The sequence below is a fragment of the Micromonospora citrea genome (assembly GCF_049629545.1).
GTDB lineage: Bacteria > Actinomycetota > Actinomycetes > Mycobacteriales > Micromonosporaceae > Micromonospora > Micromonospora citrea_A.
On the sequence record NZ_JBNADX010000017.1, the window covers coordinates 103,072 to 127,035 of the forward strand.

The 23,964-nt window shown below is 71.7% G+C and carries 22 protein-coding genes, 1 tRNA gene and 1 pseudogene; 13 read left to right on the top strand and 11 right to left on the bottom strand.

Translation table 11 applies throughout. From position 1 onward, the window contains the following. Positions 1-221 precede the first annotated feature (221 nt). Positions 222-1,715 (bottom strand): 30S ribosomal protein S1, encoded by a 1,494-nt coding sequence (gene rpsA, locus ACPFP2_RS19250; RefSeq protein WP_043967455.1) that lies wholly within the window; start codon positions 1,713-1,715, stop codon positions 222-224. Positions 1,716-2,089: 374 nt separating this feature from the next. Here rpsA and ACPFP2_RS19255 point away from each other — a divergent pair, with 374 nt between their 5' ends. The 8 genes and pseudogenes from ACPFP2_RS19255 to ACPFP2_RS19290 all read left to right on the top strand — a co-directional run bounded on the left by ACPFP2_RS19255 (position 2,090) and on the right by ACPFP2_RS19290 (position 5,647). Beyond that, the gene (locus ACPFP2_RS19255) at positions 2,090-2,893 is read left to right on the top strand and encodes a class I SAM-dependent methyltransferase (RefSeq protein WP_424090554.1); all 804 of its coding nucleotides are present in this window, start codon (positions 2,090-2,092) and stop codon (positions 2,891-2,893) included. Positions 2,894-2,949: 56 nt separating this feature from the next. Then, complete coding sequence (locus tag ACPFP2_RS19260; protein ID WP_424090555.1) at positions 2,950-3,552, top strand: Uma2 family endonuclease; 603 nt, start codon at positions 2,950-2,952, stop codon at positions 3,550-3,552. 46 nt (positions 3,553-3,598) lie between these two features. After that, positions 3,599-3,817, top strand: a complete 219-nt coding sequence (locus tag ACPFP2_RS19265; RefSeq protein WP_091291087.1) for a DUF2945 domain-containing protein — start codon at positions 3,599-3,601, stop codon at positions 3,815-3,817. Continuing rightward, positions 3,804-4,151, top strand: coding sequence for a DUF3140 domain-containing protein (locus tag ACPFP2_RS19270; RefSeq protein WP_424090556.1), 348 nt, complete (start codon positions 3,804-3,806; stop codon positions 4,149-4,151). The genes ACPFP2_RS19265 and ACPFP2_RS19270 overlap by 14 nt, the downstream gene beginning before the upstream one ends. A gap of 97 nt (positions 4,152-4,248) precedes the next feature. Beyond that, positions 4,249-5,058, top strand: a complete 810-nt coding sequence (locus ACPFP2_RS19275) for a lysostaphin resistance A-like protein (protein WP_424090557.1) — start codon at positions 4,249-4,251, stop codon at positions 5,056-5,058. Positions 5,059-5,116: 58 nt separating this feature from the next. Beyond that, the gene (locus tag ACPFP2_RS19280) at positions 5,117-5,245 is read left to right on the top strand and encodes a hypothetical protein (protein WP_424090558.1); all 129 of its coding nucleotides are present in this window, start codon (positions 5,117-5,119) and stop codon (positions 5,243-5,245) included. Continuing rightward, positions 5,242-5,433 (top strand): annotated as a pseudogene (locus tag ACPFP2_RS19285) (SDR family NAD(P)-dependent oxidoreductase); the annotation flags it as partial. The gene ACPFP2_RS19280 and the pseudogene ACPFP2_RS19285, both read left to right, overlap by 4 nt. A gap of 82 nt (positions 5,434-5,515) precedes the next feature. Next, complete coding sequence (locus tag ACPFP2_RS19290) at positions 5,516-5,647, top strand: SDR family oxidoreductase (protein ID WP_424090559.1); 132 nt, start codon at positions 5,516-5,518, stop codon at positions 5,645-5,647. A 272-nt stretch (positions 5,648-5,919) separates the two neighbouring features. Here ACPFP2_RS19290 and polA read toward each other — a convergent pair whose 3' ends face one another. From polA to ACPFP2_RS19330, 8 genes are all read right to left on the bottom strand, one after another. Further along, positions 5,920-8,619: a DNA polymerase I gene (polA, locus tag ACPFP2_RS19295; protein ID WP_424090560.1), complete on the bottom strand. Its 2,700-nt coding sequence runs from the start codon at positions 8,617-8,619 to the stop codon at positions 5,920-5,922. Positions 8,620-8,768: 149 nt separating this feature from the next. Beyond that, positions 8,769-9,482 (bottom strand): ABC transporter ATP-binding protein, encoded by a 714-nt coding sequence (locus tag ACPFP2_RS19300; RefSeq protein ID WP_424090561.1) that lies wholly within the window; start codon positions 9,480-9,482, stop codon positions 8,769-8,771. Continuing rightward, entirely contained in the window at positions 9,469-10,410 is a 942-nt protein-coding gene (locus ACPFP2_RS19305) for an ABC transporter ATP-binding protein (protein WP_424090562.1), read from the bottom strand. Before ACPFP2_RS19305 ends, ACPFP2_RS19300 begins: the two co-directional genes overlap by 14 nt. Then, on the bottom strand, positions 10,403-11,560 hold the full coding sequence (locus ACPFP2_RS19310) for a branched-chain amino acid ABC transporter permease (RefSeq protein WP_424090563.1): 1,158 nt from the start codon (positions 11,558-11,560) through the stop codon (positions 10,403-10,405). Before ACPFP2_RS19310 ends, ACPFP2_RS19305 begins: the two co-directional genes overlap by 8 nt. Further along, entirely contained in the window at positions 11,557-12,540 is a 984-nt protein-coding gene (locus ACPFP2_RS19315) for a branched-chain amino acid ABC transporter permease (protein WP_424090564.1), read from the bottom strand. The genes ACPFP2_RS19310 and ACPFP2_RS19315 overlap by 4 nt, the downstream gene beginning before the upstream one ends. Before the next feature lie 63 nt (positions 12,541-12,603). After that, positions 12,604-13,752, bottom strand: a complete 1,149-nt coding sequence (locus ACPFP2_RS19320) for a branched-chain amino acid ABC transporter substrate-binding protein (protein ID WP_424090565.1) — start codon at positions 13,750-13,752, stop codon at positions 12,604-12,606. A gap of 250 nt (positions 13,753-14,002) precedes the next feature. Next, positions 14,003-15,202 (bottom strand): hypothetical protein, encoded by a 1,200-nt coding sequence (locus ACPFP2_RS19325; protein ID WP_424090566.1) that lies wholly within the window; start codon positions 15,200-15,202, stop codon positions 14,003-14,005. Between the two features lie 136 nt (positions 15,203-15,338). Continuing rightward, positions 15,339-15,959 (bottom strand): ANTAR domain-containing response regulator, encoded by a 621-nt coding sequence (locus ACPFP2_RS19330; protein WP_088975174.1) that lies wholly within the window; start codon positions 15,957-15,959, stop codon positions 15,339-15,341. A gap of 105 nt (positions 15,960-16,064) precedes the next feature. On the opposite strand from ACPFP2_RS19330, the gene ACPFP2_RS19335 reads away from it, so the two are divergent. Next, a tRNA-Leu gene (locus tag ACPFP2_RS19335) sits at positions 16,065-16,138 on the top strand. A gap of 413 nt (positions 16,139-16,551) precedes the next feature. Beyond that, positions 16,552-16,923 (top strand): hypothetical protein, encoded by a 372-nt coding sequence (locus ACPFP2_RS19340; protein ID WP_424090567.1) that lies wholly within the window; start codon positions 16,552-16,554, stop codon positions 16,921-16,923. Between the two features lie 27 nt (positions 16,924-16,950). Here the strand turns inward: ACPFP2_RS19340 and ACPFP2_RS19345 are convergent, their stop codons facing one another. Next, the gene (locus ACPFP2_RS19345) at positions 16,951-18,126 is read right to left on the bottom strand and encodes a trans-sulfuration enzyme family protein (protein WP_424090568.1); all 1,176 of its coding nucleotides are present in this window, start codon (positions 18,124-18,126) and stop codon (positions 16,951-16,953) included. 83 nt (positions 18,127-18,209) lie between these two features. Between ACPFP2_RS19345 and ACPFP2_RS19350 the strand changes: the two genes are divergently transcribed. Together ACPFP2_RS19350 and ACPFP2_RS19355 are read left to right on the top strand one after the other, a co-directional pair. Continuing rightward, entirely contained in the window at positions 18,210-18,689 is a 480-nt protein-coding gene (locus ACPFP2_RS19350; protein ID WP_088975177.1) for an Lrp/AsnC family transcriptional regulator, read from the top strand. 61 nt (positions 18,690-18,750) lie between these two features. Next, a complete protein-coding gene (locus ACPFP2_RS19355; RefSeq protein WP_424090597.1) occupies positions 18,751-19,746 on the top strand; it encodes an LLM class flavin-dependent oxidoreductase in 996 nt (331 codons plus the stop codon). A 246-nt stretch (positions 19,747-19,992) separates the two neighbouring features. Here the strand turns inward: ACPFP2_RS19355 and ACPFP2_RS19360 are convergent, their stop codons facing one another. Further along, positions 19,993-22,269, bottom strand: coding sequence for a cellulose binding domain-containing protein (locus tag ACPFP2_RS19360; protein ID WP_424090569.1), 2,277 nt, complete (start codon positions 22,267-22,269; stop codon positions 19,993-19,995). A 201-nt stretch (positions 22,270-22,470) separates the two neighbouring features. On the opposite strand from ACPFP2_RS19360, the gene ACPFP2_RS19365 reads away from it, so the two are divergent. Beyond that, positions 22,471-23,904, top strand: a complete 1,434-nt coding sequence (locus ACPFP2_RS19365; protein ID WP_424090570.1) for a pyridoxal-dependent decarboxylase — start codon at positions 22,471-22,473, stop codon at positions 23,902-23,904. Positions 23,905-23,964 lie beyond the last annotated feature (60 nt).

The following is a 23,964-nucleotide window of genomic DNA, read 5'->3' on the forward strand; positions in this document are numbered from 1 at the left end:
TTCCCCCCCTCTTGTTTTTGTTGTTTGTTTGGTGTTTTGGGTGGGGGAAACCCCACACCACGCCGCACGTGGAGTGGATCAGGCGGCGGTCCGGGACAGGACGAGGGCCCCGTCCCCGGCGGTCCGGTGGAACCGGATCGCGGGGACGGGGCCCGTCGTCGTCAGTGACCGCTCCCGGCGCGGCGCGGCGTCAGCCGCACCGAACCGGAGTTGTCACCGGCTCACTTGCCGCCGGCGAGCTTCTCCCGCAGGGCGGCGAGCGCCTCGTCGGTGGCCAGGGTGCCGGCCGGCTCCTCGGCCTGCCGGCTCGGGGCCGTGCTGGTCGAGGTGGTGGTGCCGCCGGTGGACACGGCCGGAGCCGGGTTCGCAGCGGCCTCGGCGTCGGCGGCCCGGGAGGTCTGCACCTGCTTGGTGTGGGCCTCCCAGCGCTGACGGGCCTCGGCGTACTGGTTCTCCCAGGTCTCGCGCTGCTTGTCGTACCCCTCGAGCCACTCGCCCGTCTCCGGGTCGAAGCCCTCCGGGTAGATGTAGTTGCCCTCGGCGTCGTACGTCGCGGCCATGCCGTAGAGGGTCGGGTCGAAGTGCTCCTCGCCCTCGACGAAGCCCTCGTTGGCCTGCTTGAGCGACAGCGAGATGCGGCGGCGCTCCAGGTCGATGTCGATGACCTTGACCATGACCTCGGAGCCGACCTGCACGACCTGCTCCGGGATCTCCACGTGGCGCTCGGCCAGCTCGGAGATGTGGACCAGGCCCTCGATGCCGTCGTCCACCCGGACGAAGGCGCCGAACGGCACCAGCTTGGTGACCTTACCCGGCACGATCTGCTGGATCGCGTGGGTGCGGGCGAACTGACGCCACGGGTCCTCCTGGGTCGCCTTCAGCGACAGCGAGACCCGCTCGCGGTCCAGGTCGACGTCCAGGACCTCGACCTCGACCTCCTGGCCGACCTCGACGACCTCGGACGGGTGGTCGATGTGCTTCCAGGACAGCTCGGAGACGTGCACGAGGCCGTCCACGCCACCCAGGTCGACGAACGCGCCGAAGTTGACGATCGAGGAGACGACGCCCTTGCGGACCTGCCCCTTCTGCAGCTTGTTGAGGAACTCGGTGCGCACCTCGGACTGCGTCTGCTCCAGCCAGGCCCGGCGGGACAGGACCACGTTGTTGCGGTTCTTGTCCAGCTCGATGATCTTGGCCTCGAGCTCGCGGCCGACGTACGGCTGCAGGTCGCGCACCCGCCGCATCTCGACCAGGGAGGCGGGCAGGAAGCCGCGCAGCCCGATGTCGAGGATGAGGCCACCCTTGACCACCTCGATGACCGAACCGCGGACGACGCCGTCCTCGTCCTTGATCTTCTCGATCGTGCCCCAGGCCCGCTCGTACTGCGCCCGCTTCTTGGAGAGGATCAGACGACCCTCCTTGTCCTCCTTCTGGAGGACCAGGGCCTCGATGTGGTCACCGACCGAGACGACCTCGGCAGGGTCCACGTCGTGCTTGATCGACAACTCCCGAGAGGGGATGACACCCTCGGTCTTGTAGCCGATGTCGAGCAGGACCTCGTCCCGATCGACCTTGACGACGGTGCCTTCGACAATGTCGCCGTCGTTGAAGTACTTGATGGTCTCGTCGATCGCGGCGAGGAAAGCTTCCTCGGAGCCGAGATCGTCGTGGGTGACCCGGGTGGCGCTCGAGGGGGCCTCGATGCTGCTCGTCATGTGGGCGGTTGCTCCGGTCGGATGGGTTGTCACAGCAGGCGTGGTGTCGCAGTGACCATTTCGCGCCAACGGATCCGCCGCCGGGCACACCGAACGATCGCCAAGTGAAGATCATTAGTGGCTCCGGTGACCGCGCACCTGCTCCCTGCCGAGGCACACGATCCGCGAGCGCATCGTCTAGCCTACCCGCTGCATTACCACAGCGTGCAAGGCCTCCCGTGTCCTCGCGACCTCGTCAGCTGCGAAAGCGGAGATATCGGCGGTAAAGCGCCTCGACTGTCTCGTGCGTCACATCCGCCCCGGGAGGGACAAGGTAGCGCACCGCCGGCGCGGCCGCCGTCCGAGGTGTCCGGGGCAGGGCCTAGCGTGGACGGGTGGATGACGACCGGGTGACCCGACGGCGGGTCGGCGACGCGGAGGCCCGCCGCGCCAACCGCGGCTGGTGGGACACCGACGCCGACGACTACCAGGCCGAGCACGGCGCGTTCCTCGGCGACGTGGACTTCGTCTGGTGCCCGGAGGGGCTGCGCGAGGCCGACGCCCGGCTGCTGGGCGACGTCGCCGGGCGCCGGGTGCTGGAGGTCGGCTGCGGCGCCGCCGCCTGCGCCCGCTGGCTGGCCTCCCAGGCGGCCCGGCCGGTCGCCTTCGACCTCTCCGCGGGGATGTTGCGGCACGCCGCGCACGCCGCCGCGACCACCGGGGTACGCGTGCCGCTGGTGCAGGCCGACGCGCTGGCGCTGCCCTTCGCCGACGCCGCCTTCGACATCGCCTGCACCGCGTTCGGCGCGATCCCCTTCGTCGACGACTCCGCCGCCCTGATGGCCGAGGTGCACCGGGTGCTGCGCCCCGGCGGGCGCTGGGTCTTCTCGGTGACCCACCCGATGCGCTGGATCTTCCTCGACGACCCGGGTGAGGGCGGGCTCGTCGCCACCCACTCGTACTTCGACCGCTCCCCGTACGTGGAGCAGGACTCCCACGGCGTGGCCACGTACGTCGAGCAGCACCGCACCCTCGGCGACCGGATCCGCGAGCTGGTCGGGGCGGGCTTCCACCTGCTCGACCTGGTGGAGCCGGAGTGGCCGGCGGGGCACGGGGGGATCTGGGGGCAGTGGAGCCCGCTGCGCGGGCGGCTCTTCCCCGGCACCGCCATCTTCGTCACCGAGAAACCGACGCAATGACGCGGGCGGACAAACAGTGCGACCCGTCCGAGCCGGGGCGGAGTTCCGCCGGGTCGGTGAGCGCCGAGCCGATCGCGACACCATCTGGCCCCTGGTGTCCGGACCCGATCCGGCAGCAGCGTGCCGACTACACGCTGGAGGACCTGCTCCACCTGCCGGACGACGCCCCCCGCGTCGAGCTCGTCGACGGGATCATCCAGGTGACACCCTCCCCCACCCTGGGCCACCAGGACATCTCCAGCCTGCTCTGGATGTGGCTGCGGGCCCACGCGCCGACGCACCTCCGCGCCGCCCAGGCGGTCGGCGTGGCTCTCAACACCAACACCAGCCGTCAGCCCGACGTCCTGCTCCGTCGGGCGGACGTGGCTCCCGACCGATCCCTCCTCGTGCCCGCTGACGTCGTCCTCGCCGCGGAGGTCGTCAGTCCCGGCACCCGACGGACGGACCGGTTCGCCAAACCCGGCGAGTACGCCGCGGCCGGCATCCCCTACTACTGGCGCGTGGAGCAGGATCCCGTCCACGTCTACGCCTACCGTCGGGGCGACCGGATCGGGCCGGGCGGCGAGCGGCAGTACGAACTGGTCGCCGACAGCGCCGACCTGATCGAGCTGAGCGAGCCGTTCGAGATCAAGCTCCCGGTCGCCGAGATCACCCCGTAGCGCCGCACGGTCGTTTCGGCCCACCGGCGCCGGGTACGCGACGGTCATGGCCGAGAAGGAGTTCCACACGGGCGACCACGTCTCCTGGGCCAGTCACAGCGGCCGGGCGTACGGCGTGGTCAAGGAGAAGATCACCGAGCGGACGCACGTGCGCGGGCACACCGTGAACGCGTCACCGGACGACCCGCAGTACCGCATCCGCAACGACGACTCGGGCCGGGACGTCGCCCACCGACCGGAGGCGCTGCGTCATGAGCAGAAGTGACGATCCCGAGCAGACCTACCGGGAGTTCACCGACGCGGTGAACATGAAGCCCGGCGAGCTGCGGACGTGGCTGGAGACCGACGAGTCGAAGCACGTCGGCTGGCGGAAGAAGGGCACCAAGGGCGGCGAGTCGGTCGGCCACGAATCCGGCCGCAGGATCATCGACCTGTTGCGCCGCAAGCGCGCGGAGCTGACCGCCGCCGACTACAAGCACATGCGCAAGGTCATCGGGTACGTGCACCGGCACATGGCGCAGCGCCCCTCCGGCGACGTCCGGAACACCAAGTGGCGCTGGTCCCTGATGAACTGGGGCCACGACCCGCTCAAGGACTGAGCCCGCTCGGCGTTCGCCGCGTGTTGTTATCGTGCCGGCGGTGACGACAGACGCCTCGGCACCGAACCGTCACCCCCGCGCCGGACGGGTCGTCCTCGTGACGGGCCTGGGGGTCGTCCTCGCCGCCGCCCTCTGGTTGGCCGCCACCGGGAACAGCGGCATCCGGTACAGCGCCGACCACGGGGACACCGTGCCGATGTGGACCAGGTGGATCCCGGCCCTGGTCGGGATCGCGCTGATCCGGTTGGTCCCGCCGCGTACCGACCCACGATGGCCGGACCCGGTCGCGCCGTACCGCGAGGCGGTGCCGCTGCTGCTGGCCGGGATCACGTTCGCCGCCGTCCTGCCGCTGCTCGGCGGCGAGCCGGCGTACACCGTGGGCAAGCTCGCCCTGCTGCTCGGCGTACCGGCCGTGGTGTTCCTGGTCGCCCGCCGGCGACCGCCGCGCTGGCACCCCGGGCAGGCGGCGACCGGCGCCGCGCACCGGTGGGGTCCGGCGCTGCCGGTGGCCGGGTGGCTGGTGCTCAGCTACGCGACCCCGCTGGCGGTGCCGGCCAGTGACTGGGGGCGGACCGTCACGCCAGCGGAGCTGATCGCCACGATCCTGGTGGCGTTCGCCGTGAACGCCCTGCTGGAGGAGGTCTTCTACCGGCGGTGGCTGCAGACCCGGTGGGAGTCCCTGCTGGGTCGGTGGCCGGCCGTCGTGCTGGCGTCCCTGGTCTGGGCGGTCTGGCACGTGACCATCCAGGGCACCGGCCGGCTCGGCACCGACCTCGCCGCCGTGGTGGTCAACCAGGGCGTGCTCGGCCTCTTCCTCGGCTACCTGTGGTCCCGGTACCGCAGGATGTGGCCGCTGCTGGTCGTGCACGGGGCAGTCAACGCGCTGCCGATCCTGCTCGGCCTGTAGAAGCACCGACGTTCCCGCTTGACCCTGCCGCTGACGGCAGGGTCAGACGATCGACGGCATGGAGATCGCAGAGCAGAGGGTCGTGGTCGTCACCGGCGCGGGCACCGGCATCGGACGCGCCACCGCCCGCGCCCTCAGCCCGCCGACGCGTCCGTCATCGCCGTCGGCCGCCGGGCCGCGCCGCTGACGGAGACGGCCGCCGGTCGTCCTCGGATCACTCCGCTGGTCGCGGACGTCACGGCCGCCGACACACCGGATCGGGTGGTGGATGCCGCACTCGGGCGGCACGGCCGTCTGGCCGTCCTGGTGAACAACGCCGGCATCGCCGGCGCCGGCCCGCTGGCGGAGGTGGACCCGGACGTGGTCGCGCGGCAGCTCGCGACGAACCTGGTCGCACCGATCCGCCTGGCCGGCTCCGCGCTGTCCGCGCTGACCGCCACCCGGGGGCATCGTCAACGTGAGCACGGCCGTCGGCCAGCGTGCCTGGCCGGAGGACGTAGCGTGGGCCATCCTGGCGCTCTGCGATCCCCGGGCGGCCTTCGTCACCGGCGTGTTGCTGCCGGTGGACGGTGGAGCGGTGGTCGGCTGAGCGGCGGCACGACGGACGGCCAGGCGAGGCGGCAGGATGCGACGGATGCGGATCGGTGAACTGGCCCGGGTCACGGGCAGCACCCTCGGGCGCTGCGCCCCGCCGGCGCGGGTGGGTCGTCCACCGGGCCGGCACCCACCGGCCCCGCCCACGCCCGGTCGGCCCGCCACCTTGCCACCGTCGGGGCCGAGCCAACCGAAGGCGGGCCGGCACGGGACGGTGACCTGACGTGGCAGGGGCGGGACGGGCGCGGCCGGCCGCCGTCGCCATTGTCAGTGGTCGGCGCTGTTCCAGTCCCGGCCCTCGCCGACCGACACCTCCAGCGGCACCGACAGCGGGTACGCCCCACCCATCTCGCGCCGCACCAGCGCCTCCAGCGTCTCCCGCTCCCCGGGTGCGACCTCGAAGACCAGCTCGTCGTGCACCTGCAACAGCATCCGCGAGCGCAGCCCGGCGTCGCGCAACGCGGTGTCGACGTGCAGCATGGCGACCTTGATGATGTCGGCCGCCGACCCCTGGATCGGGGCGTTGAGCGCCATCCGCTCGGCCATCTCCCGGCGCTGGCGGTTGTCGCTGACCAGGTCCGGCAGGTACCGGCGGCGGCCGAGGATGGTCGAGGTGTAGCCGTCCTGGCGGGCCCGGGCCACCACCTCGTGCAGGTAGTCGCGCACCCCGCCGAAGCCGGCGAAGTAGTTCTCCATCAGCCCGCGCGCCTCCTCGGCGCTGATGCCGAGCTGCTGGGAGAGGCCGAACGCGCTCAGGCCGTACGCCAGGCCGTAGTTCATCGCCTTGATCTTGCGCCGCTGGTCGGCGGTGACCTCGCCGACCGGCACCCCGAAGACCGACGAGGCGGTCGCGGCGTGGAAGTCCGCGCCGGAGTTGAACGCCTCGATCAGCGCGTCGTCCGACGACAGGTGCGCCATGATCCGCATCTCGATCTGGCTGTAGTCGGCGGTGAGCAGGCACTCGTAGCCCTCTCCCACCACGAAGGCGCGACGGATGCGCCGCCCCTCCTCGGTGCGGATGGGGATGTTCTGCAGGTTCGGCTCGGTCGAGGAGAGCCGGCCGGTGGCCGCCACCGTTTGGTTGAAGGTGGTGTGGATGCGGGCGTCGTCCGAGATGGACTTCAGCAGCCCGTCCACCGTCGACTTCAGCTTGGCCACGTCCCGGTGGCGCAGCAGGTGCTCCAGCACGGGGTGCGGGTTCTGCGCGTACAGCCACTGCAGGGCGTCGGCGTCGGTGGTGTAACCCGTCTTGATCTTCTTGGTCTTGGGCAGGCCCAGGTCGCCGAAGAGGATCTCCTGGAGCTGCTTGGGCGAACCGAGGTTGAACTCCCGCCCGACCGCCGAGTACGCGCCCTGCGCCGCGGCCTTGACCTCTGCGGCGAAGTGCGCCTCCAACTCCGACAGGTACTGCGTGTCGGCGGCGATGCCGATGCGCTCCATGTCGGCGAGCACCCGCATCAGCGGCAGCTCCACCCCCGCCATCAGCCGGGCGGACTGCTCGCCGTCGCGGGACAGCTCGGCGTCGATCGCGTCGGCCAGGTCGAGGGTGGCCCGGGCCTGGAGCATGAGGTTCTGCTCGACCACGCCCTCGTCGCCCAGCCCGTCCAGGGTGAGCTGCCCGGTCTCCGGCGCGTCGACCCGCAGCTCCCGGTGCAGGTAGCGCAGCGCCAGGTCGGTCAGGTCGTACGAGCGCTGGTCGGGGCGGGCCAGGTAGGCGGCGATCTGGGTGTCCCGGGCGATGCCGTCGAGCGTCCAGCCGTGCGCGGCGAAGGCGAGCACGGCCGGCTTGCTGTCGTGCAGCACCTTGGGCCGCGCCGGGTCGGCCAGCCAGGCCCCGAGGGCCGACTCGTCGGCCGGCTCCAGCCGGGCCGGGTCGAACCAGGCCGCCGCCCCGCCGGAGGTGGCCAGCGCCAGGCCGGTCACCGAGGCGGTGTGCCGGCGGTTGGGGCCGGTGTCGAGCTTGACCGCCACCCCGACCGGGGTGCCGGTGGGGGCGTGCGCCTGAAGCCAGCCGGCCAGCGCGCCGGGCTCGGTGAGCACCTCGCCGGCCAGGTCGAAGCCGGCCTCGGCCTCCGGCTCGACCGCCTCCAGGTACTGGTAGAGCCGGTCCCGCAGGATCCGGAACTGGAGGGTGTCGAAGACCTGGTGCACGGCCTCCCGGTCCCAGCCCTGCCAGCGGGCGTCCTCGGGGCGCACGGGCAGGTCCAGGTCGGAGACCAGGCAGTTGATCTCGTAGTTGCGGATCACGTCGGCCAGCCGCTCCCGCAGGCTGTCGCCGGCCTTGCCCTTGATCTCGTCGGCCCGGGCGATCACGCCGTCTACCCCGCCGTACGTGTTGATCCACTTGGCGGCGGTCTTCGGACCGACGCCGGGGATGCCGGGCAGGTTGTCGCTGGTCTCCCCGACCAGGGCGGCCAGGTCGCGGTAGCGCTGCGGGCCGACGCCGTACTTCGCCTCGACGGCGGCCGGGTCCATCCGGGCCAGGTCGGAGACGCCCTTGCGCGGGTAGAGCACGGTGACGTCGTCGCCGACGAGCTGGAACGCGTCCCGGTCGCCGGTGGTGATCAGCACCTTCATGCCCTGGTCGCGGGCCTGGCAGGCGAGGGTGGCGATGACGTCGTCGGCCTCGTAGCCCTCCTTCTCCACCACCGGGATCCGCAGCGCGGCCAGCACCTCCTTGACGAGGCTGACCTGGCCCTTGAAGTCGGTCGGGGTCTCGCTGCGGCCGGCCTTGTACTCCGCGTACCTCTCCGTCCGGAAGGAGCGGCGGGAGACGTCGAAGGCGACGACGATGTGGGTCGGCTGCTCGTCGCGCAGCACGTTGATCAGCATCGAGGTGAAGCCGTAGACCGCGTTGGTCGGCTGACCCGTCGTGGTGGAGAAGTTCTCCACCGGCAGGGCGAAGAAGGCCCGGTATGCCAGGGAGTGTCCGTCGACGAGAAGCAGGCGCGGCGTCGTAGCTGTCACGGCAGCGACTCTAGTCCGTACCGCCGACAACCCTGAGCCGGCGGCACCGCGCGCCACCGCCGAAACCGGCGGCGGACGCGCGCGGCGCGAAACGCCGCGCGGCCGCCCACCCCCACCAGGGGGCGGACGGCCGCGACGGTACGACGACCTCAGGCCACGCCGAGGTACGCCTCCTTGACCGCCGGGTCGTGCAGCAGGTCCTGCCCGGACCCCTCCTTGACGATCCGGCCGGTCTCCAGCACGTAGCCCCGGTGGGCGCGGGAGAGCGCCTGCTGGGCGTTCTGCTCCACCAGCAGGATCGTGGTGCCCTGCTGGTTGATCTCCGTGATGATGTCGAAGATCTGCCGGATCACCATCGGTGCCAGGCCCATCGACGGCTCGTCCAGCAGCAGCAGCTTCGGCCGGCTCATCAGCGCCCGGCCGACGGCCAGCATCTGCTGCTCACCGCCGGAGAGCGTGCCGCCGGGCTGCTTGCGCCGCTCGCGCAGCCGGGGGAAGAGCTCCAGCACCTTCTCCAGGTCGGCGGCGATGCCGGCGGAGTCCCGCCGGGTGTACGCCCCCATGTCGAGGTTCTCCAGCACCGTCATGCCGGGGAAGATCTGCCGGCCCTCGGGCGACTGGCACAGGCCCCGGACCACCCGCAGGTCGGCCCGGAGTTTGCTGATGTCCTCGCCGTTGAAGGTGATCCGGCCACCGGCGAGCGACCGGATCCCGGAGATCGCCCGCATGGTGGTGGTCTTGCCGGCGCCGTTCGCGCCGATCAGGGCCACCACCTCGCCCTCGTCGACGGTCAGGCTGATGCCGTGCAGGGCCTCGATGCGGCCGTACGACACCGTGACGTTGTCCAACTCAAGCAGCGTCATCAGCGGACTCCCCCAGGTACGCGGCGATCACCTTCGGGTCCCGGCTGACGTCGGCCGGGGCCCCCTCGGCGATCTTCCGCCCGAACTCCAGCACCACGATCCGGTCGGTGACGCCCATGACCAGGCGCATGTCGTGCTCGATGAGCAGCACGGTCAGCCCCATGTCGCGGATCCTGCGGATCAGGCCGAGCAGCTCCTCCTTCTCCGCCGGGTTGAAGCCGGCGGCCGGCTCGTCCAGGCAGATCAGCTTCGGCTCGGTCGCCAGCGCCCGGGCGATCTCGAGGCGGCGCTGGTAGCCGTACGGCAGGTTGCGCGCCGCGTCGTTCGCCCGGTCGGCGATGCCGACGAAGCGCAGCAGCTCCATCGCCTTCGCCTCGGCCGCCCGCTCCTCCAGGATGTGCCGGGACAGGCCGAACGTCTTGGCGAACGTCCGCCGGATCTCCTGCCACGTCCGGACGGGGCCGGACGGGGCGGTGACCTGGGGCAGCTCGTGCGGCTTCGGCTTGCGCCGGGGCACCCGGAACAGCGCCCCCGGCACGCTGGTCTTGTGCCGGGAGTCGGTGCCGACGATGACGTTCTCCAGCGCCGTCATCTCCGGGAACAGGCGGATGTTCTGGAAGGTGCGGGAGATGCCCAGCTTGCTGATCTGGTGCGGCTTACGGCCGGTGACCCGCTCGCCGCGGAACCGGACCGCCCCGGAGGTCGGTTTGTACACCCCGGTCATCACGTTGAAGCTGGTGGTCTTGCCCGCGCCGTTCGGCCCGATCAAGCCCAGGATCTCACCCTCGTAGATCTGGAAATTGATCTTGTCGAGGGCGACCACACCGCCGAAGCGGAGAGTCACGTCGTCGACCTCGAGCAGCACGGGGCGGGGCCCCGGCTGGGTCGGGATCTTCGGCGCCACGGTGCCGGTGGTCTGGTCAGACATGAGCGGGCGCCTCCTCTGCCTCCGCCGCGCGGTCCTTCAACTCGCGGGTCCGTCGCCGGCTGGGGATCAGGCCCTGCGGACGCAGGATCATCACCAGCACCATGGCCAGGCCGAAGGCCAGCCACCGGTAGTCGGCGATCTCCCGGAACCGCTCGGGCAGGTAGGCCAGCAGCACCGCGCCGAGCGAGACGCCGACCATGTTCCCCGAGCCGCCGACCACGACCATCGCCACGAAGAGGATGGACAGGTTGACGTTGAACTGGGTCGGGTCGATGAACGCGTTGCGGCTGGCGAACAGGAACCCGGACAGGCCGCCCAGGGCCGCGCCGATGGCGAACGCCCAGAGCTTGAACTTGAACGGGTAGACCCCCATCACCGCGGCGGCGTCCTCGTCCTCGCGGACCGCCAGCCAGGCCCGGCCGACCCGGCTGTGCTCCAGCCGGCGCACCGCGAAGACCATCAGCAGCACCGCGGAGATGGCCAGCCAGTACCACGGCTTCGCGTCGATCAGGCCGAAGACCTGGTTCTCCGCCGACGGCGGACCCTCCGGACCGGGGATCGCCGAGATGCCCTGCGGCCCGTTCGTCACACCGTTGGCGTTGCGGGCCACGATGCGGATGATCTCGCCGAAGCCGAGGGTCACGATGGCCAGGTAGTCACCGCGCAGCCGCAGCGTCGGCCAGCCCAGCAACACCCCGGAGATCAGCGTCAGCACGATCGCGATGAACAGGCAGATCGCCCAGGTCACCGCCCAGGTCTCCGGCAGGTCGAACTCCCGCTGGATCCACTTCACCACCGGTGAGTTGACCGAGCCGAAGAGCGCGACACTGTACGCCCCGATGGCGAAGAAGCCGATGTAGCCGAGGTCGAGCAGGCCGGCCAGGCCGACCACCACGTTCAGGCCGATCGCGACCAGCACGTAGATGGCGCAGACGAAGAGCACGCCCGCCCAGTTGTTGCCTCCGGCGATCGAGTCGGTACGCAGCCAGGTGAGGCCCGGGATGCCGAGCAGCGGCAGGTAGTAGAGGAACGCCACGAACGCGAGGAACGCGGCGATCCGCTGCCACTTCGGCAACGCGCGGAAGCGGTCGCCGACCGAGTTCAGCAGGCCGACCCGGCGCTGGTCTGCGGTGCGGATCTTGTCGATCATGCGCGGGCCCTCCCGAGCGACTCACCCAACAGGCCGGTGGGACGGAACATCAGCACGACGATCAGCACCACGAAGGCGATGACGTCCTCCCAGTTGGACGCGAAGAGCGTGGCCCCGTAGACCTCGACGATGCCGAGGAACAGGCCACCCACCAACGCGCCGCGCAGGTTGCCGATACCGCCGAGCACGGCCGCCGTGAACGCCTTGAGGCCCAGCACGAAGCCGATGCTGTTCTGGGTGAAGCCGAACCGCATGCTCCACAGCAGCGCGGCCGCGCCGGCCATGATGCCGCCGAGCACGAAGATCAGCATGATCACGCGCTCCTGGTTGACACCCATCAGGGCGGCCGTCTCCGGGTTCTGGGCCACCGCGCGCACGCCCCGGCCGTACCGGGTGCGGTTGATGAACCAGTCCAGCAGCGCCATCATGATCACGGCGGAGACGAAGACGATCACCTGGATGTTGGTGATCTGCGTGCCGCCGATCTCGAACAGGGTCTCCTGCTTGATGATCGTCGGCATGCCGACGATCTGCCGGGCCCGGCCGAACATCGAGGGCAGCGCGCCACCGGCCACGTCGGGCAGGAGCAGACCGAAGACCTCGACCAGCACCAGGGAGAGGCCGATCGCGGTGATCAGGAAGATCAGCGGCGGGGCGTTCTTGCGCCGCAGCGGGCGGTAGGCGATCCGCTCGATCGCCAGGGCCGTGCCGCCCGAGGCGAGCGCCGCGACGACCAGACCGATGACCAGGAAGAGGATGGCCTGGCCGATCGGCGGGTTATTTTCCACCCCGAGCGCGGTCCACACGCCCAGCACCGCGAAGGTGCCGACCATGAAGACCTCGGAGTGGGCGAAGTTGATCAGACGCAGGACGCCGTAGACGAGGGTGTAGCCCAGGGCGATCAGGGCGTAGATCGCCCCCTTGGACAGCCCGTCGACGGTGTGCTGGCCGAGATGGCCGAAGAGTTCGTCGAAATTCACCGGGTCTCCTTGCATCGAGTGCGGCCGGGGACGACACCCCGGCCGCACTCCAGTGCCGTGTCGTCAGCTGAGCTTGAGCTCCTGCAGGGCAGTGATCTCCGTGCCCTTGATCTGGTAGGCCCAGATGACGACCTTCGACGGGTCGACGTCACCCTTGTCGTCGAACTTGATGTACTTCGAGACGCCCTGCTTGTCGTAGGACTTCACGTAGGCCAGGATGTCGGCCCGGGTCTTCTTGCCGTCCTTGAACGCGTCCAGGTAGATCTGGGCGCCGTCGAAGCCCTCCGCGCCGTAGGAGCCCGGCGCCTGGCCGTACTCCTTCTGGTAGTCGGCGGAGAAGGTGCCGCCGGCCTTGTCGGCCGGGAGGCACGGGCAGGTGATGATGGCGCCCTCGGCGCCGCCCGAGGCGCCCTGCGGGAACGCCGGGTCGTACAGACCGTCCGGGCCGACGAACTTCGCCTGGACGCCCGCGGCACGCATCTGCTTCACCAGCGGCGCCGCCTCACGGGTGTAACCGCCGTAGAAGACGAAGTCCGCCTGCGCCGCCTTGATCTTGGAGATGGTCGCGTCGAACTGCGACTGCTTCTCCTGGATCTTGTCGGTGCCGGCCAGCGTCGCGCCGAGGTTCTTGCCCAGCTCGGCGGTGATGCCCGCGCCGTAGGCGCTGCCGTCGTCGATGAGGAAGACCTTCGCGGCGTTCTGCGCCTTGAGGTAGGTCGCCACGGCGCCCGCCTGGGTGCCGTCGTTGCCGACCACCCGGAAGAAGGAGGTGTTGCCCTTCTGGGTCAGGTCGGTCCGGGTCGCCGACGGGCTGACCATCGCCAGGCCGGCGGCCTGGTAGATCGGCATCGTCGCGTCGGACTCACCGGAGAAGTGACCGCCGATGACACCGAGGAACGAGTTGTCCCCCGCGATCTGGTTCGCGAACGGAGTCGCCACCGCGGGGTCACCCTGGGTGTCGAACTCCTGCAGGGTGACCTTGCAGTCCGGGTTCTTCTCGTTGAACTGCTTCACGGCGAGCTTCGCGCCGTTCAGCGACGGCAGGACCAGACCGGCGTTGTCACCGGTGAACGCGCCGAAGATAGCGATCTTGCCACCGCAGTCGCCGGACGCGGTGCTGTCGCCACCGCCCGAGTCCTGGCAACCCGCGGCACCGACCATCGCCGCGGCGATCGCGGCGGCCCCCAGCACCCGTACATAGCTACGCCTCACGGCTTCCTGACCTCCTCCAGAGGCAGAAGGCGACTGCGCCGAGGGAGCGTCGGCAGCACAGCCCGCACCACCACCCACCCGGCAGGGACGCCCCTGCGTTACGGCTCGTGATGGCGGAGCGTACCGACACTCATACGGCCGGGGAAGGGCTTGGCGCGGGGTCTGCGAAACCGTTACGAAGACGTACGGGATCGATACGGACCCCGTAACAGGCCGATCCCTGACCGGTCCTTAAACCCCCGATACACCCTCACCGCGGCACGCCGGACACCGATCCGGACCACGCCGCCGACCGCTCGCCGTCGTCGGCGAAGAGCCAGACCCGCTCCCCCACCGCCACCACCGCCACGTCCCGCTGCGCCCCCGCGGCCACCGGCAGCGGCAACGCCACCGGTTGCCAGGAGTCACCCCGGTCGCTCGACGTCCACACCGAGCGGACCGCACCGTCCGACACCGCGACCACCAGGCGCCGCCCCGCCGCGACCAGCCCGTCCACCGACGGCACCCCCGCGGCCCGGGAGCCGGACCCGACAGCCGCCGCGCCACCGGCGAAACCGCCCGCCGCGACCCAGTCGCCGCCCGCGCGCCGCCACGCCCCGAACCCGTCGCCGCGCAGGCCGACGGCCACCGGCACGCCGTCGACCAGCGCCACCCGCTGCAACTCCTCGTAGCGCTCCGAGCCGGGCAGCACGCTGCGCCGCCAGGAGCGCCCGTCCACCGACGACCACACCGCCGGGTCCCGGTCGATCCGGCCCGCCGGCAGCACCCCGCCCACCGCCAGCCACCCCTCGGGTACGCCCACCGCGTCGAACGCCCAGGTCGCCCCGCGCCCGTCGCCGGCCAACTCCGGCACGCCCTCCACCAGCGCGAAGTCCGCCGCGTCCGGCGACACCCAGGCCGCCGCGCCGCTGGACCGGTTGCCGACGATCAGCCAGCCCGCCGGACCCCCCGCCAGGCGGGACACGTTCACCGCCTTCGGCCCGCCGTACGTCTCGAAGGACGCCGACACCTCGACCAGCCCACCGTCGGCGCGCTGCCGCCAGGTGCTCACCCGCGGATAGCCGTGCGCGCCACCGACCTTCGCGCCGATCGCGGCCAGCACGCCGTCCCGGCAGCCCGCCGAGTAGAGCACGTTCTGCCGGCCGTAGAAGGAATCCGCGGCGATCGGCAGCGCCGTCCAGGTCGTACCGTCCACACTGGACCAGGCGGCCGGACGGGTGCCGCCGGCGGCGTCGGCGAGCCCGCCCACCGCGTACCACCGGCCCGCGCAGGCCGTCGCGTCGCGCAGCAGCGCGCGGCCGGGCGGACCCGGCGGCGCGGGCAGGGTGAGCGCCTGCCACCCCGGATCCAGCGGCGCCTCGTCGGCCTCCCGCCGGGGCGCCGGGTCACAGCCGGCGGCCACCAGCACGGCGAGGAGGCCGAGCAGCGCGAGGACCCGTCGGGTGGACACGCGTCGATGCTAGCCACGGACGGGGGGTCGCGGGAGCCCGCCGGGATCTGCACGGCGTGCAGCGGGTACGCGACGTGGGGCCGACGCCGAAGACTCGACGCGAGTCGACGGCTGGCTGCCGAGCCTGTCCCGAGGGTCAGGCGGTCGGCTGGGTGACCTCGCCGCCGGCGGTCTCGGCGAGGATCCGCTCGGCGACCTCCTTCATGGTCATCCGGTGGTCCATCGCGGTGCGCTGGATCCACTTGAACGCCTGCGGCTCGGTCATGCCGTACGTGGTCATCAGCGCGCCCTTGGCCCGCTCGACGGTCTTGCGGATCTCCAGCCGGTCGGTGAGGCCGGCGACCTCCGCCTCCAGCGCGGCGATCTCCGAGTACCGGGAGAGGGCGATCTCCACCGCCGGCACCAGGTCGCTCTTCTGGAACGGCTTGACCAGGTACGCCATCGCGCCGGCCGCCCGGGCCCGCTCGACGAGGTCACGCTGGCTGAACGCGGTCAGGATGATCACCGGGGCGATCCGGGCGCCGGCGATCCGCTCGGCGGCGGCCAGCCCGTCCATGATCGGCATCTTGATGTCGAGGATGACCAGATCGGGCTTGAGCTCCTCGGCCAGCCGGACGGCGGTCTCGCCGTCACCGGCCTCGCCGACGACCTCGTACCCCTCCTCGACCAGCATCTCGGCCAGGTCCAGTCGGATGAGCGCCTCGTCCTCGGCGATCAGTACGCGCCTGCGCTCGGCATCCGTCTGCGTCTCGGCCACGAGCCACTCCCACCAGTCTGTGCCCCGACACCCGCCGTGCCGGGTGTCGCCGCCCCTAGCGTAGTGGGTAACCTATGGCTGGACGCGACAGCGTCGGGTCGCCCTGTCCCCGTATTCCAACCGGTAGAGAAACGGAGCTCAAACCTCCGACAGTGTGGGTTCGAATCCCACCGGGGACACCGAAATTGTCGTACGGGCGTTCGAAGATGCCCCTGTGCACCCACCTGAGACACGCGCCCGAGCACGGCAGATCTACCTGGCCGGCGCCACCATCGCGGATGCCGCCCGCAGTGTCGGCCTCAGCTACCGCACCGTCTGGCACTGGTGCAGGGACAGGCCGAGCCCGGTCATGCAAGGAACGGCTCTGCGCTGCTTCCGGTGCCGCGACAATGTCGACCGTCCGTCGGATCCCGCAGCCTACGCGTACCTGCTCGGTCTGTACCTGGGAGACGGGCATCTGGTGACCACCGCCCGCGTGCCGGTGCTGCGGATCTCCTGCACGACCAGCTGGCCAGGTTTGATCGAGGCGTGCGATGACGCGATGCGAGCGGTTCTGGCCGAGAAGGTGCAGCGCGTCCCGCATGGAGGCTGCATGAACGTGCAGAGCTACGGCAAGCACTGGCCGTGCCTACTTCCGCAGCACGGCCCCGGCAAGAAGCACGAGCGCCCCATCGTCCTCACGGACTGGCAACGCGAGATCGTCGAGCGGCACCCCGGCGACTTCCTGCGCGGCCTCTTCCACTCCGACGGCTGCCGCTTCGCCAACCGGGTCACCGTCCGCGGCAGGCAGTACGTCTACCCGCGCTACATGTTCACCAACGAGTCGGCCGACATCATGGGCCTCTGCCAGTGGACGCTCGACCTGCTGGGCATCGCCTGGCGGATGAACCGCCGCAACTCGCTCTCGGTCGCCCGCCGTGACGCGGTCGCCGCGCTGGACCGCCACGTCGGCCCGAAGTCCTGACCCCGTCGGCGGCCGGAGGGCGAGTGGTCAGATCACCGACAGCGCCCGCTCCAGGTCCGCCCGCAGGTCCTCCGGATCCTCCAGCCCGACGGAGATGCGCAGCAGCCCGCCGCACGGCTTGGCGTCCCCCTCGACCGGCCGGTGGGTGAGCGAGGCCGGGTGCTGGATCAGCGTGTCCACGCCGCCGAGCGACACCGCGTGGGTGATCAGCTCGCAGGCTCCGGCGACGGTTGCCGCCGCGGTGGACCCGCCGCGTACCTCGAAGGCGAGCAGGCTGCCGGGGCCGGACATCTGCCGGCCGACCAGCCCGGCCGGGTCGTGCACCGACGGGTGGTGCACCCGGACGACGGCCGGGTGGCCGGCGAGCCAGGCGGCGAGCTTCTCGGCGCCGGCCTGCTGGGCGCGGACCCGCAGCGGCAGCGTCTGCAGGCCCCGGTGCAACAGGTACGCGCCGAGCGGGTGCAGCACCGCCCCGGTGACGGCGCGGACCTGACGCAGCCGGGCGGCCCAGCCGGTGTCGCAGGCGACGACGCCGGCGAGCACGTCGCCGTGGCCGCCGATGCTCTTGGTGGCGCTGTGCAGGACGAGCGCGGCACCGTGCCGGGCGGGCTGCTGGAGCACCGGGGTGGCGACGGTGTTGTCGACGAGCAGCGGGACGTCGCCGGCGGCGCGGGCGAGGGCGGCGATGTCGACCAGGTCGAGGGTGGGGTTGGCCGGGGTCTCGACGATCACCAGGGCGGTGTCGGGGCGGACGACGGCGGCGACCTCGTCCGGTCGTGCCCAGGTGACCTCGGTGCCGAGCAGGCCGGTGGCGAGCACGTGGTCGGTGCCACCGTAGAGGGGGCGGACGGCCACGACGTGCCGCTTGCCGTCGCGGGTGGCGGCGAGCAGGGCGGCGGTGAGGGCGGCCATGCCACTGGCGAAGGCGACGGCTTCGGCGGTGCCCTCCAGTTCGGCCAGCGCGGTCTCGAAGCGGGCCACGGTGGGGTTCCAGAGCCGCTGGTAGACGGCGCTGGCGCCGGGCGGGAGGGTGCCGCCGGTGGCGAGCAGTTCGTACGCGTCGCCGCCGCCGTCGACCGAGGGCAGCGGGTTCGTGGTGGAGAGGTCGATCGGCGGCACGTGGACGCCGAGAGCTGCGAGATCGTCGCGGCCGGCGTGCACGGCCCGGGTGTCCACCGTCGTCATGGCGGAAGCGTCGAACATCCGCACGCCGCAGGGCAATAGATTCGAAGATGATTCTGTGGGTTGCGCTAGGAATGCTGCTCGATTCGGGGAAGGATGTTCACATGCCTGCTGCGCCGAATGATGTGCGGCGGTTTGCCGCGCTGGACGAGGTCGACCGCGCCATCCTGACCGAGCTGGCCGCCGACGGCCGGTTGCCGAACAACGCGCTCGCCGAGCGGGTGGGGGTGGCGCCCTCGACCTGCCTGACCCGTACCCGCGCGCTGCGGGAGTCCGGTGCGATCCGCGGCTTCCACGCCGAGGTCGATCCGGCGGCGGTGGGACTGCCGTTGCAGGCGCTGGTCTCGGTACGGCTCACCGCGCACGAGCGGGCCGCGGTGGACGCGTTCCGGGCCCGGTCGGTGCGGCTGCCCGGGGTGGTGTCGGTGTTCCACGTGGCCGGCGCGGAGGACTACGTGCTGCACGTGCGGGCCGCGTCCGGGGACGCGCTGCGCGACTTCGTGCTCGACCATCTCGCGGTGGACCCGGTGGTGCAGCACACCCAGACCAGCCTGATCTTCGAGCAGGCCCGGGGTATGGGATAGGGCACGATCCGGAACACCGGGGGCGCAGGTTCGGTTGCTCCCCGGCGTGATCGACGTACCGATGTCTGTTCTTGATCTTGCTCCGGTGGCCCGTGGGGCGACCGCCGGGGAGGCCCTGCGGCACACCACCGAGCTGGCCCGGCGCACCGAGGAGCTGGGCTACCGCCGGTTCTGGGTGGCCGAGCACCACAACATGCCGGCGATCGCCAGCTCCGCCCCGGCGGTGCTGCTGGCGCACCTGGCGGCCCACACCTCGACGATCCGCGTCGGCTCCGGCGGGGTGATGCTGCCCAACCACGCGCCGCTGGTGGTGGCCGAGCAGTTCGGCACCCTGGAGGCGCTGCACCCGGGCCGGATCGACCTGGGCATCGGCCGGGCGCCCGGCACCGACCAGGTGACCGCGCTGGCGTTGCGCCGCACGATGGAGGGCCTGTCGGCGGAGGGCTTCCCGCGCGAGCTGGCCGACCTGATGAACTACTTCAGCGGGGACGAGCCGGGCCCGATCACCGCCACCCCGGGGCTCGGCCAGTCCCCGGCGGTCTGGCTGCTCGGCTCCAGCGGGTTCAGCGCCCAGCTCGCCGGCCTGCTCGGGCTGCCCTTCTCGTTCGCGCACCACTTCAGCGCGCAGAACACGCTGCCGGCGTTGCAGCTCTACCGGCAGCACTTCCGGCCGTCGCGCCGGCTGGAGCGGCCGTACGCGATGGTGGCGGTCAACGTGGTCTGCGCCGACACCGACGAGCGGGCGCAGTGGCTGGCCGGGCCGAGTTCGCTGTCGTTCCTCAAGCTGCGCACCGGGCGGCCGGAGCCGCTGGCCACGCCCGAGGAGGCGGCGGCGTACCCGTACGACGAGGCCGAGCGCGAGTTCGTCCGGCAGCGCCGGGAGGGTCAGGCGATGGGTTCGCCGGAGACGGTCGGCCGGCAGCTCGGCGACCTGCTGGCGCGCACCGGCGCGGACGAGTTGATGCTCACCACGATGGTGTACGACGTGGCCGACCGGGTGCGCTCCTTCGAGCTGGTCGCCGAGAGGGTCGCCGGCGGGCTCACGCGGAATGCCTGAAACACGCTCTTCATACCCACGTCACCCCCGCGTCTCGCAGGTCGCCTAACTTGGTGACCGGTGGTGGTACGGCACTCCCGGTCGGGACGGGTCGGGGGTGCTGCGGTGTGGTGCACCGGGTCGCCGGCTGTGCGGATTCCGCGGCCGGCGACCCGGTGCCTGCTTTCCGATCCGGTCCGGGTCAGCGTCGCCCCGGGCCGGGGAGAGCGCCGTCACGACGGACGACGCCTCCCCGGCGCGCTCGGTTCAGCGCAGGTAGATGTTGGGCGTCGGCGGCGTGCTCATCTGGTCGCCGATGAAGAAGCCGGGGTGCGGCGGCTGGTTGTAGGCGGTGTTCTGCCAGGCGATCGCGACCCGGTACTGCGCGTCGTGCATCAGGGTGGGGATGCGCACGTTGGTCGGCGTGGGGGTGCTGTAGATCCGCAATGCGCGACTGTCGGTGGTGCGCCAGACGACCTCCTCGCGCCAGTCGCCGAGGATGTCGCCGGACAGGTTCGGCGTCGACTTGGTGCTGTTGTTCGAGGAGACGCCGCTCGCGGTGAGCAGTCGACTCTCGCCGCCGGTGCCGTACTTGTCGATCCGGGTGCCGTCGAGCAGCTCACGGACCGGGTCACCGTCCCACCAGGCGAGGAAGTTCATCGAGGACGGCTTGCGGCCGACGTTCTGGCCCCTGGTGTTGGCCAGCCCGTCCACTCTGGCGGACCAGGACTCCGCGCCGGGGCTGCCGGCCCAGATGTCGGCGGAGACGCCCCGGCCGTTGTCGCCGGACGCGGCCGTGGACCACAGGACCTGGCCGGTACGGGCGTCGGCGAACCACGAGCTGGGCTTGCTGGCGTCCTCGCTGACCTTGAAGTACTCCAGGCCGGGGCGGGACGGGTCGAGGTCGCCGGCGTGCCCGGCGTCGCCGTGGCCGTGGCCGGTGGACCAGAGCAGCCGGCCGTTGTCGTCGATGGTGGCGGCGCCGTAGAGGATCTCCTGCCGGCCGTCGGCGTCGACGTCGGCGACGGAGAGGCTGTGGTTGCCCTGCCCGGCGGCGGCGGAATTGCCGGAGGCGGTGGAGTCGAACGTCCACCGCCTGGTCAGGGTGCCGTTGCGGAAGTCCCAGGCGGCGATGACCGCGCGGGTGTAGTAGCCCCGCGCCATGATCAGCGACGGGCGCTGGCCGTCGAGGTACGCGGTGCCGGCGAGGAACCGGTCGACCCGGTTGCCGTACGAGTCGCCCCAGGAGGAGACGGTGCCGCGCGGCGGGTCGTAGTTGACGGTGGACAGGGCGGCGCCGGTGCGGCCGTCGAACATGGTCAGGAACTCCGGGCCGGCGAGCACGTAGCCGCTGGAGTTGCGGTGGTCGGCCGACGAGGAGCCGATCACCTGACCGGTGCCCGAGCGGGTGCCGTCGGCGGTCTTCATCGCCACCTCGGCGTCGCCGTCGCCGTCGTAGTCGTACACCTGGAACTGGGTGTAGTGCGCGCCGGCGCGGATGTTGCGGCCCAGGTCGATGCGCCACAGCCGGGTCCCGGTGAGGGTGTACGCGTCGACGTAGACGTTGCCGGTGTACCCGGACTGCGAGTTGTCCTTGCTGTTGGACGGGTCCCACTTGAGCACGAACTCGTAGTCGCCGTCACCGTCGAGGTCACCGACGCCGGCGTCGTTCGCCGAGTAGGTGTACGCCTCGCCGCTCGGCGTGGTGCCGCCCGGCGGCACCTGCAACGGCACGTCGAGGTAGCCGCTGCCGAACTGCAGCGCCGGCGCGGACGCGGCCTGCTCGCCGCCGTTCACCACCGCCCGCACGGTGTACGACGACCCGGCCGCCGCGCCGGCGTCGAGGTAGTTGGTGGCGCCGGTGATCGGGCTGGAGTTGACCTTCGTGGAGCCCCGGTAGAGGTTGAACGCCACCCCGGAGGTCTCCGTGCCGAGCAACCGCCAGGACACCAGGTTGCCGCTGCCCGAGCGGACGCTGACCAGGCCCCGGTCCAGGTCCTCCATCTGCTTCGCCCCGGCCGGCGGTGTCGTGGGCGGCGGTGTGGTCGGTGGCGGGGTGCTGGGCGGCGGGGTCGTCGGTGGCGCGGTGGTCGTCGGCGGTGCGGTCGTCGGGGTGGTGGCGCCGGTGCAGGTGGTGCCGTTGAGCGCGAAGCTGGTCGGCGCGGGGTTGCTGGAGTTGTTCCACGAGCCGTTGAAGCCGAAGTTCGCGGTGCCGTTGGTGCCGATCGCGGCGTTGTAGCCGGCGTCGCGGGCGGTGACCTGGGCGCCGGACTGGGTGACGGTGGCGTTCCACGCCTGGGTGACCTGCTGGCCGGCGGTGTAGGACCAGATGAGCGTCCAGCCGTCGATCGGGTCGCCGAGGTTGGTGACGGTGACGTCGGCGCCGAAGCCGCCGCCCCACTGGTTGGTGATCCGGTAGTCGACCCGGCAGCCGGCCGCGGCCGCCGAGGCGGTCACCGCGGTCAGGGCGCCGGCGACGAGGGTGGTGGCCGTGGCCGCGGCGAGCAGCGCGGCACGGCGGGACGGGATGGGACGCACGGGCATCCTCCGATGAGAGGGGGGAGGCGGTGTCGACCACGCCGGCCTGCCCTGGGCCGGCGGAGGGACCTACCGCACTGACTGCGGACGGACGACATGTCGACGCTCGTAGTTCGGCTCCGCGCACGCCGATGGTAGGACAGCGCTTTCCCACCGCACAACCACCCCGCCCGTGATGCCCGTCGGCGCACCTGATCGACTCCTCGGATGGATGGGCACATGGACCCGGAGGAGTTCCGCCGCGCCGGATACGCCGTGGTGGACTGGATCGCCGACTACTGGACCACGCTCGGTGAGCGGCGGGTGACCTCGCAGGACCCGCCCGGGACGGTCGCCGCCGCGCTGCCGACGGCCCCGCCCGCCCACGGAGAGCCGGTCGAGGCCGTCCTGGCCGACCTGGACTCGCTGATCGCGCCCCGACTCACCCACTGGCAGCACCCCGGTTGGTTCGGGTACTTCCCGGCCAACACCAGCGGCCCGAGCGTCCTCGGCGACCTGGTCAGCTCCGGTCTGGGCGTACAGGGGATGCTCTGGGCCACCGGGCCGGCCTGCACCGAGCTGGAGACGGTGATGCTGGACTGGCTGGCCGGGCTGCTGGACCTGCCGGAGAAGTTCCGCTCCAGCGGGCGCGGCGGCGGGGTGATCCAGGACTCCGCCTCGTCGGCGACCCTGGTCGCCACCCTGGTCGCGCTGCACCGGGCCGGCCAGGGCCGGTGGCGGCAGGCCGGGGTGGACCGCCGCTACCGCGCGTACACGTCCACGCAGGGGCACTCCTCGATCGACAAGGCGGCCCGGATCGCCGGGCTGGGCTCCGACGGGGTACGGCCGATCGAGGTGGACCCGGCGACCCAGGCGATGCGGCCCGAGGCGCTGCGCGCGGCGATCGAGGCCGACCGGGCCGCCGGCGTCGTGCCGGCCATCGTGGTCGCCACCATCGGTACGACGTCCACCACCGCCGTCGACCCGCTGCCGGAGATCGGCGCGATCTGCGCCGAGTACGGCGTCTGGCTGCACGTCGACGCGGCGTACGCGGGCGCGGCGGCGGTCTGCCCCGAGCTGCGCTGGACGCACGCCGGCCTGGAGCACGCCGACTCGTACTGCTTCGACCCGCACAAGTGGCTGCTCACCGGATTCGACTGCGACGCGTTCTGGGTGGCCGACGCCGGCGAGCTGATCGAGGCGCTGACGGTGCTGCCCGAGTACCTGCGCAACGCCGCGACCGAGTCCGGCGCGGTGATCGACTACCGGGACTGGCAGGTGCCGCTGGGCCGCCGCTTCCGCGCCCTCAAGCTCTGGTTCGTGCTGCGCTGGTACGGCGTGGAAGGGCTGCGCGCGCACATCCGCTCCGGGGTGGCCCTCGCCGACCGGTTCGCCGACCGGGTGGCCGCGGACGCGCGCTTCGAACTGGTCGCGCCGCACCCGTTCTCGCTGGTCTGCTTCCGGCTGCGGGCCGGGGACGAGGCGAGCGCCGAACTGCTCGCCCGGGTCAACGCCACCGGGCGGGTGCACCTGACGCACACCCGGGTCGAGGGCCGGTACACGCTGCGCCTCGCGATCGGCGCACCGCAGACCCGGCAGGAGCACACCGACGAGGCGTGGGAGCTGCTGACGTCCGCCGCGACGGAGATCCTCGCCGGCTGAGCGCGCTCGCCGAACGCCGACCCGTGCCGTCGTGGACGGGGAGAGGCCGCGAGCGCGAAG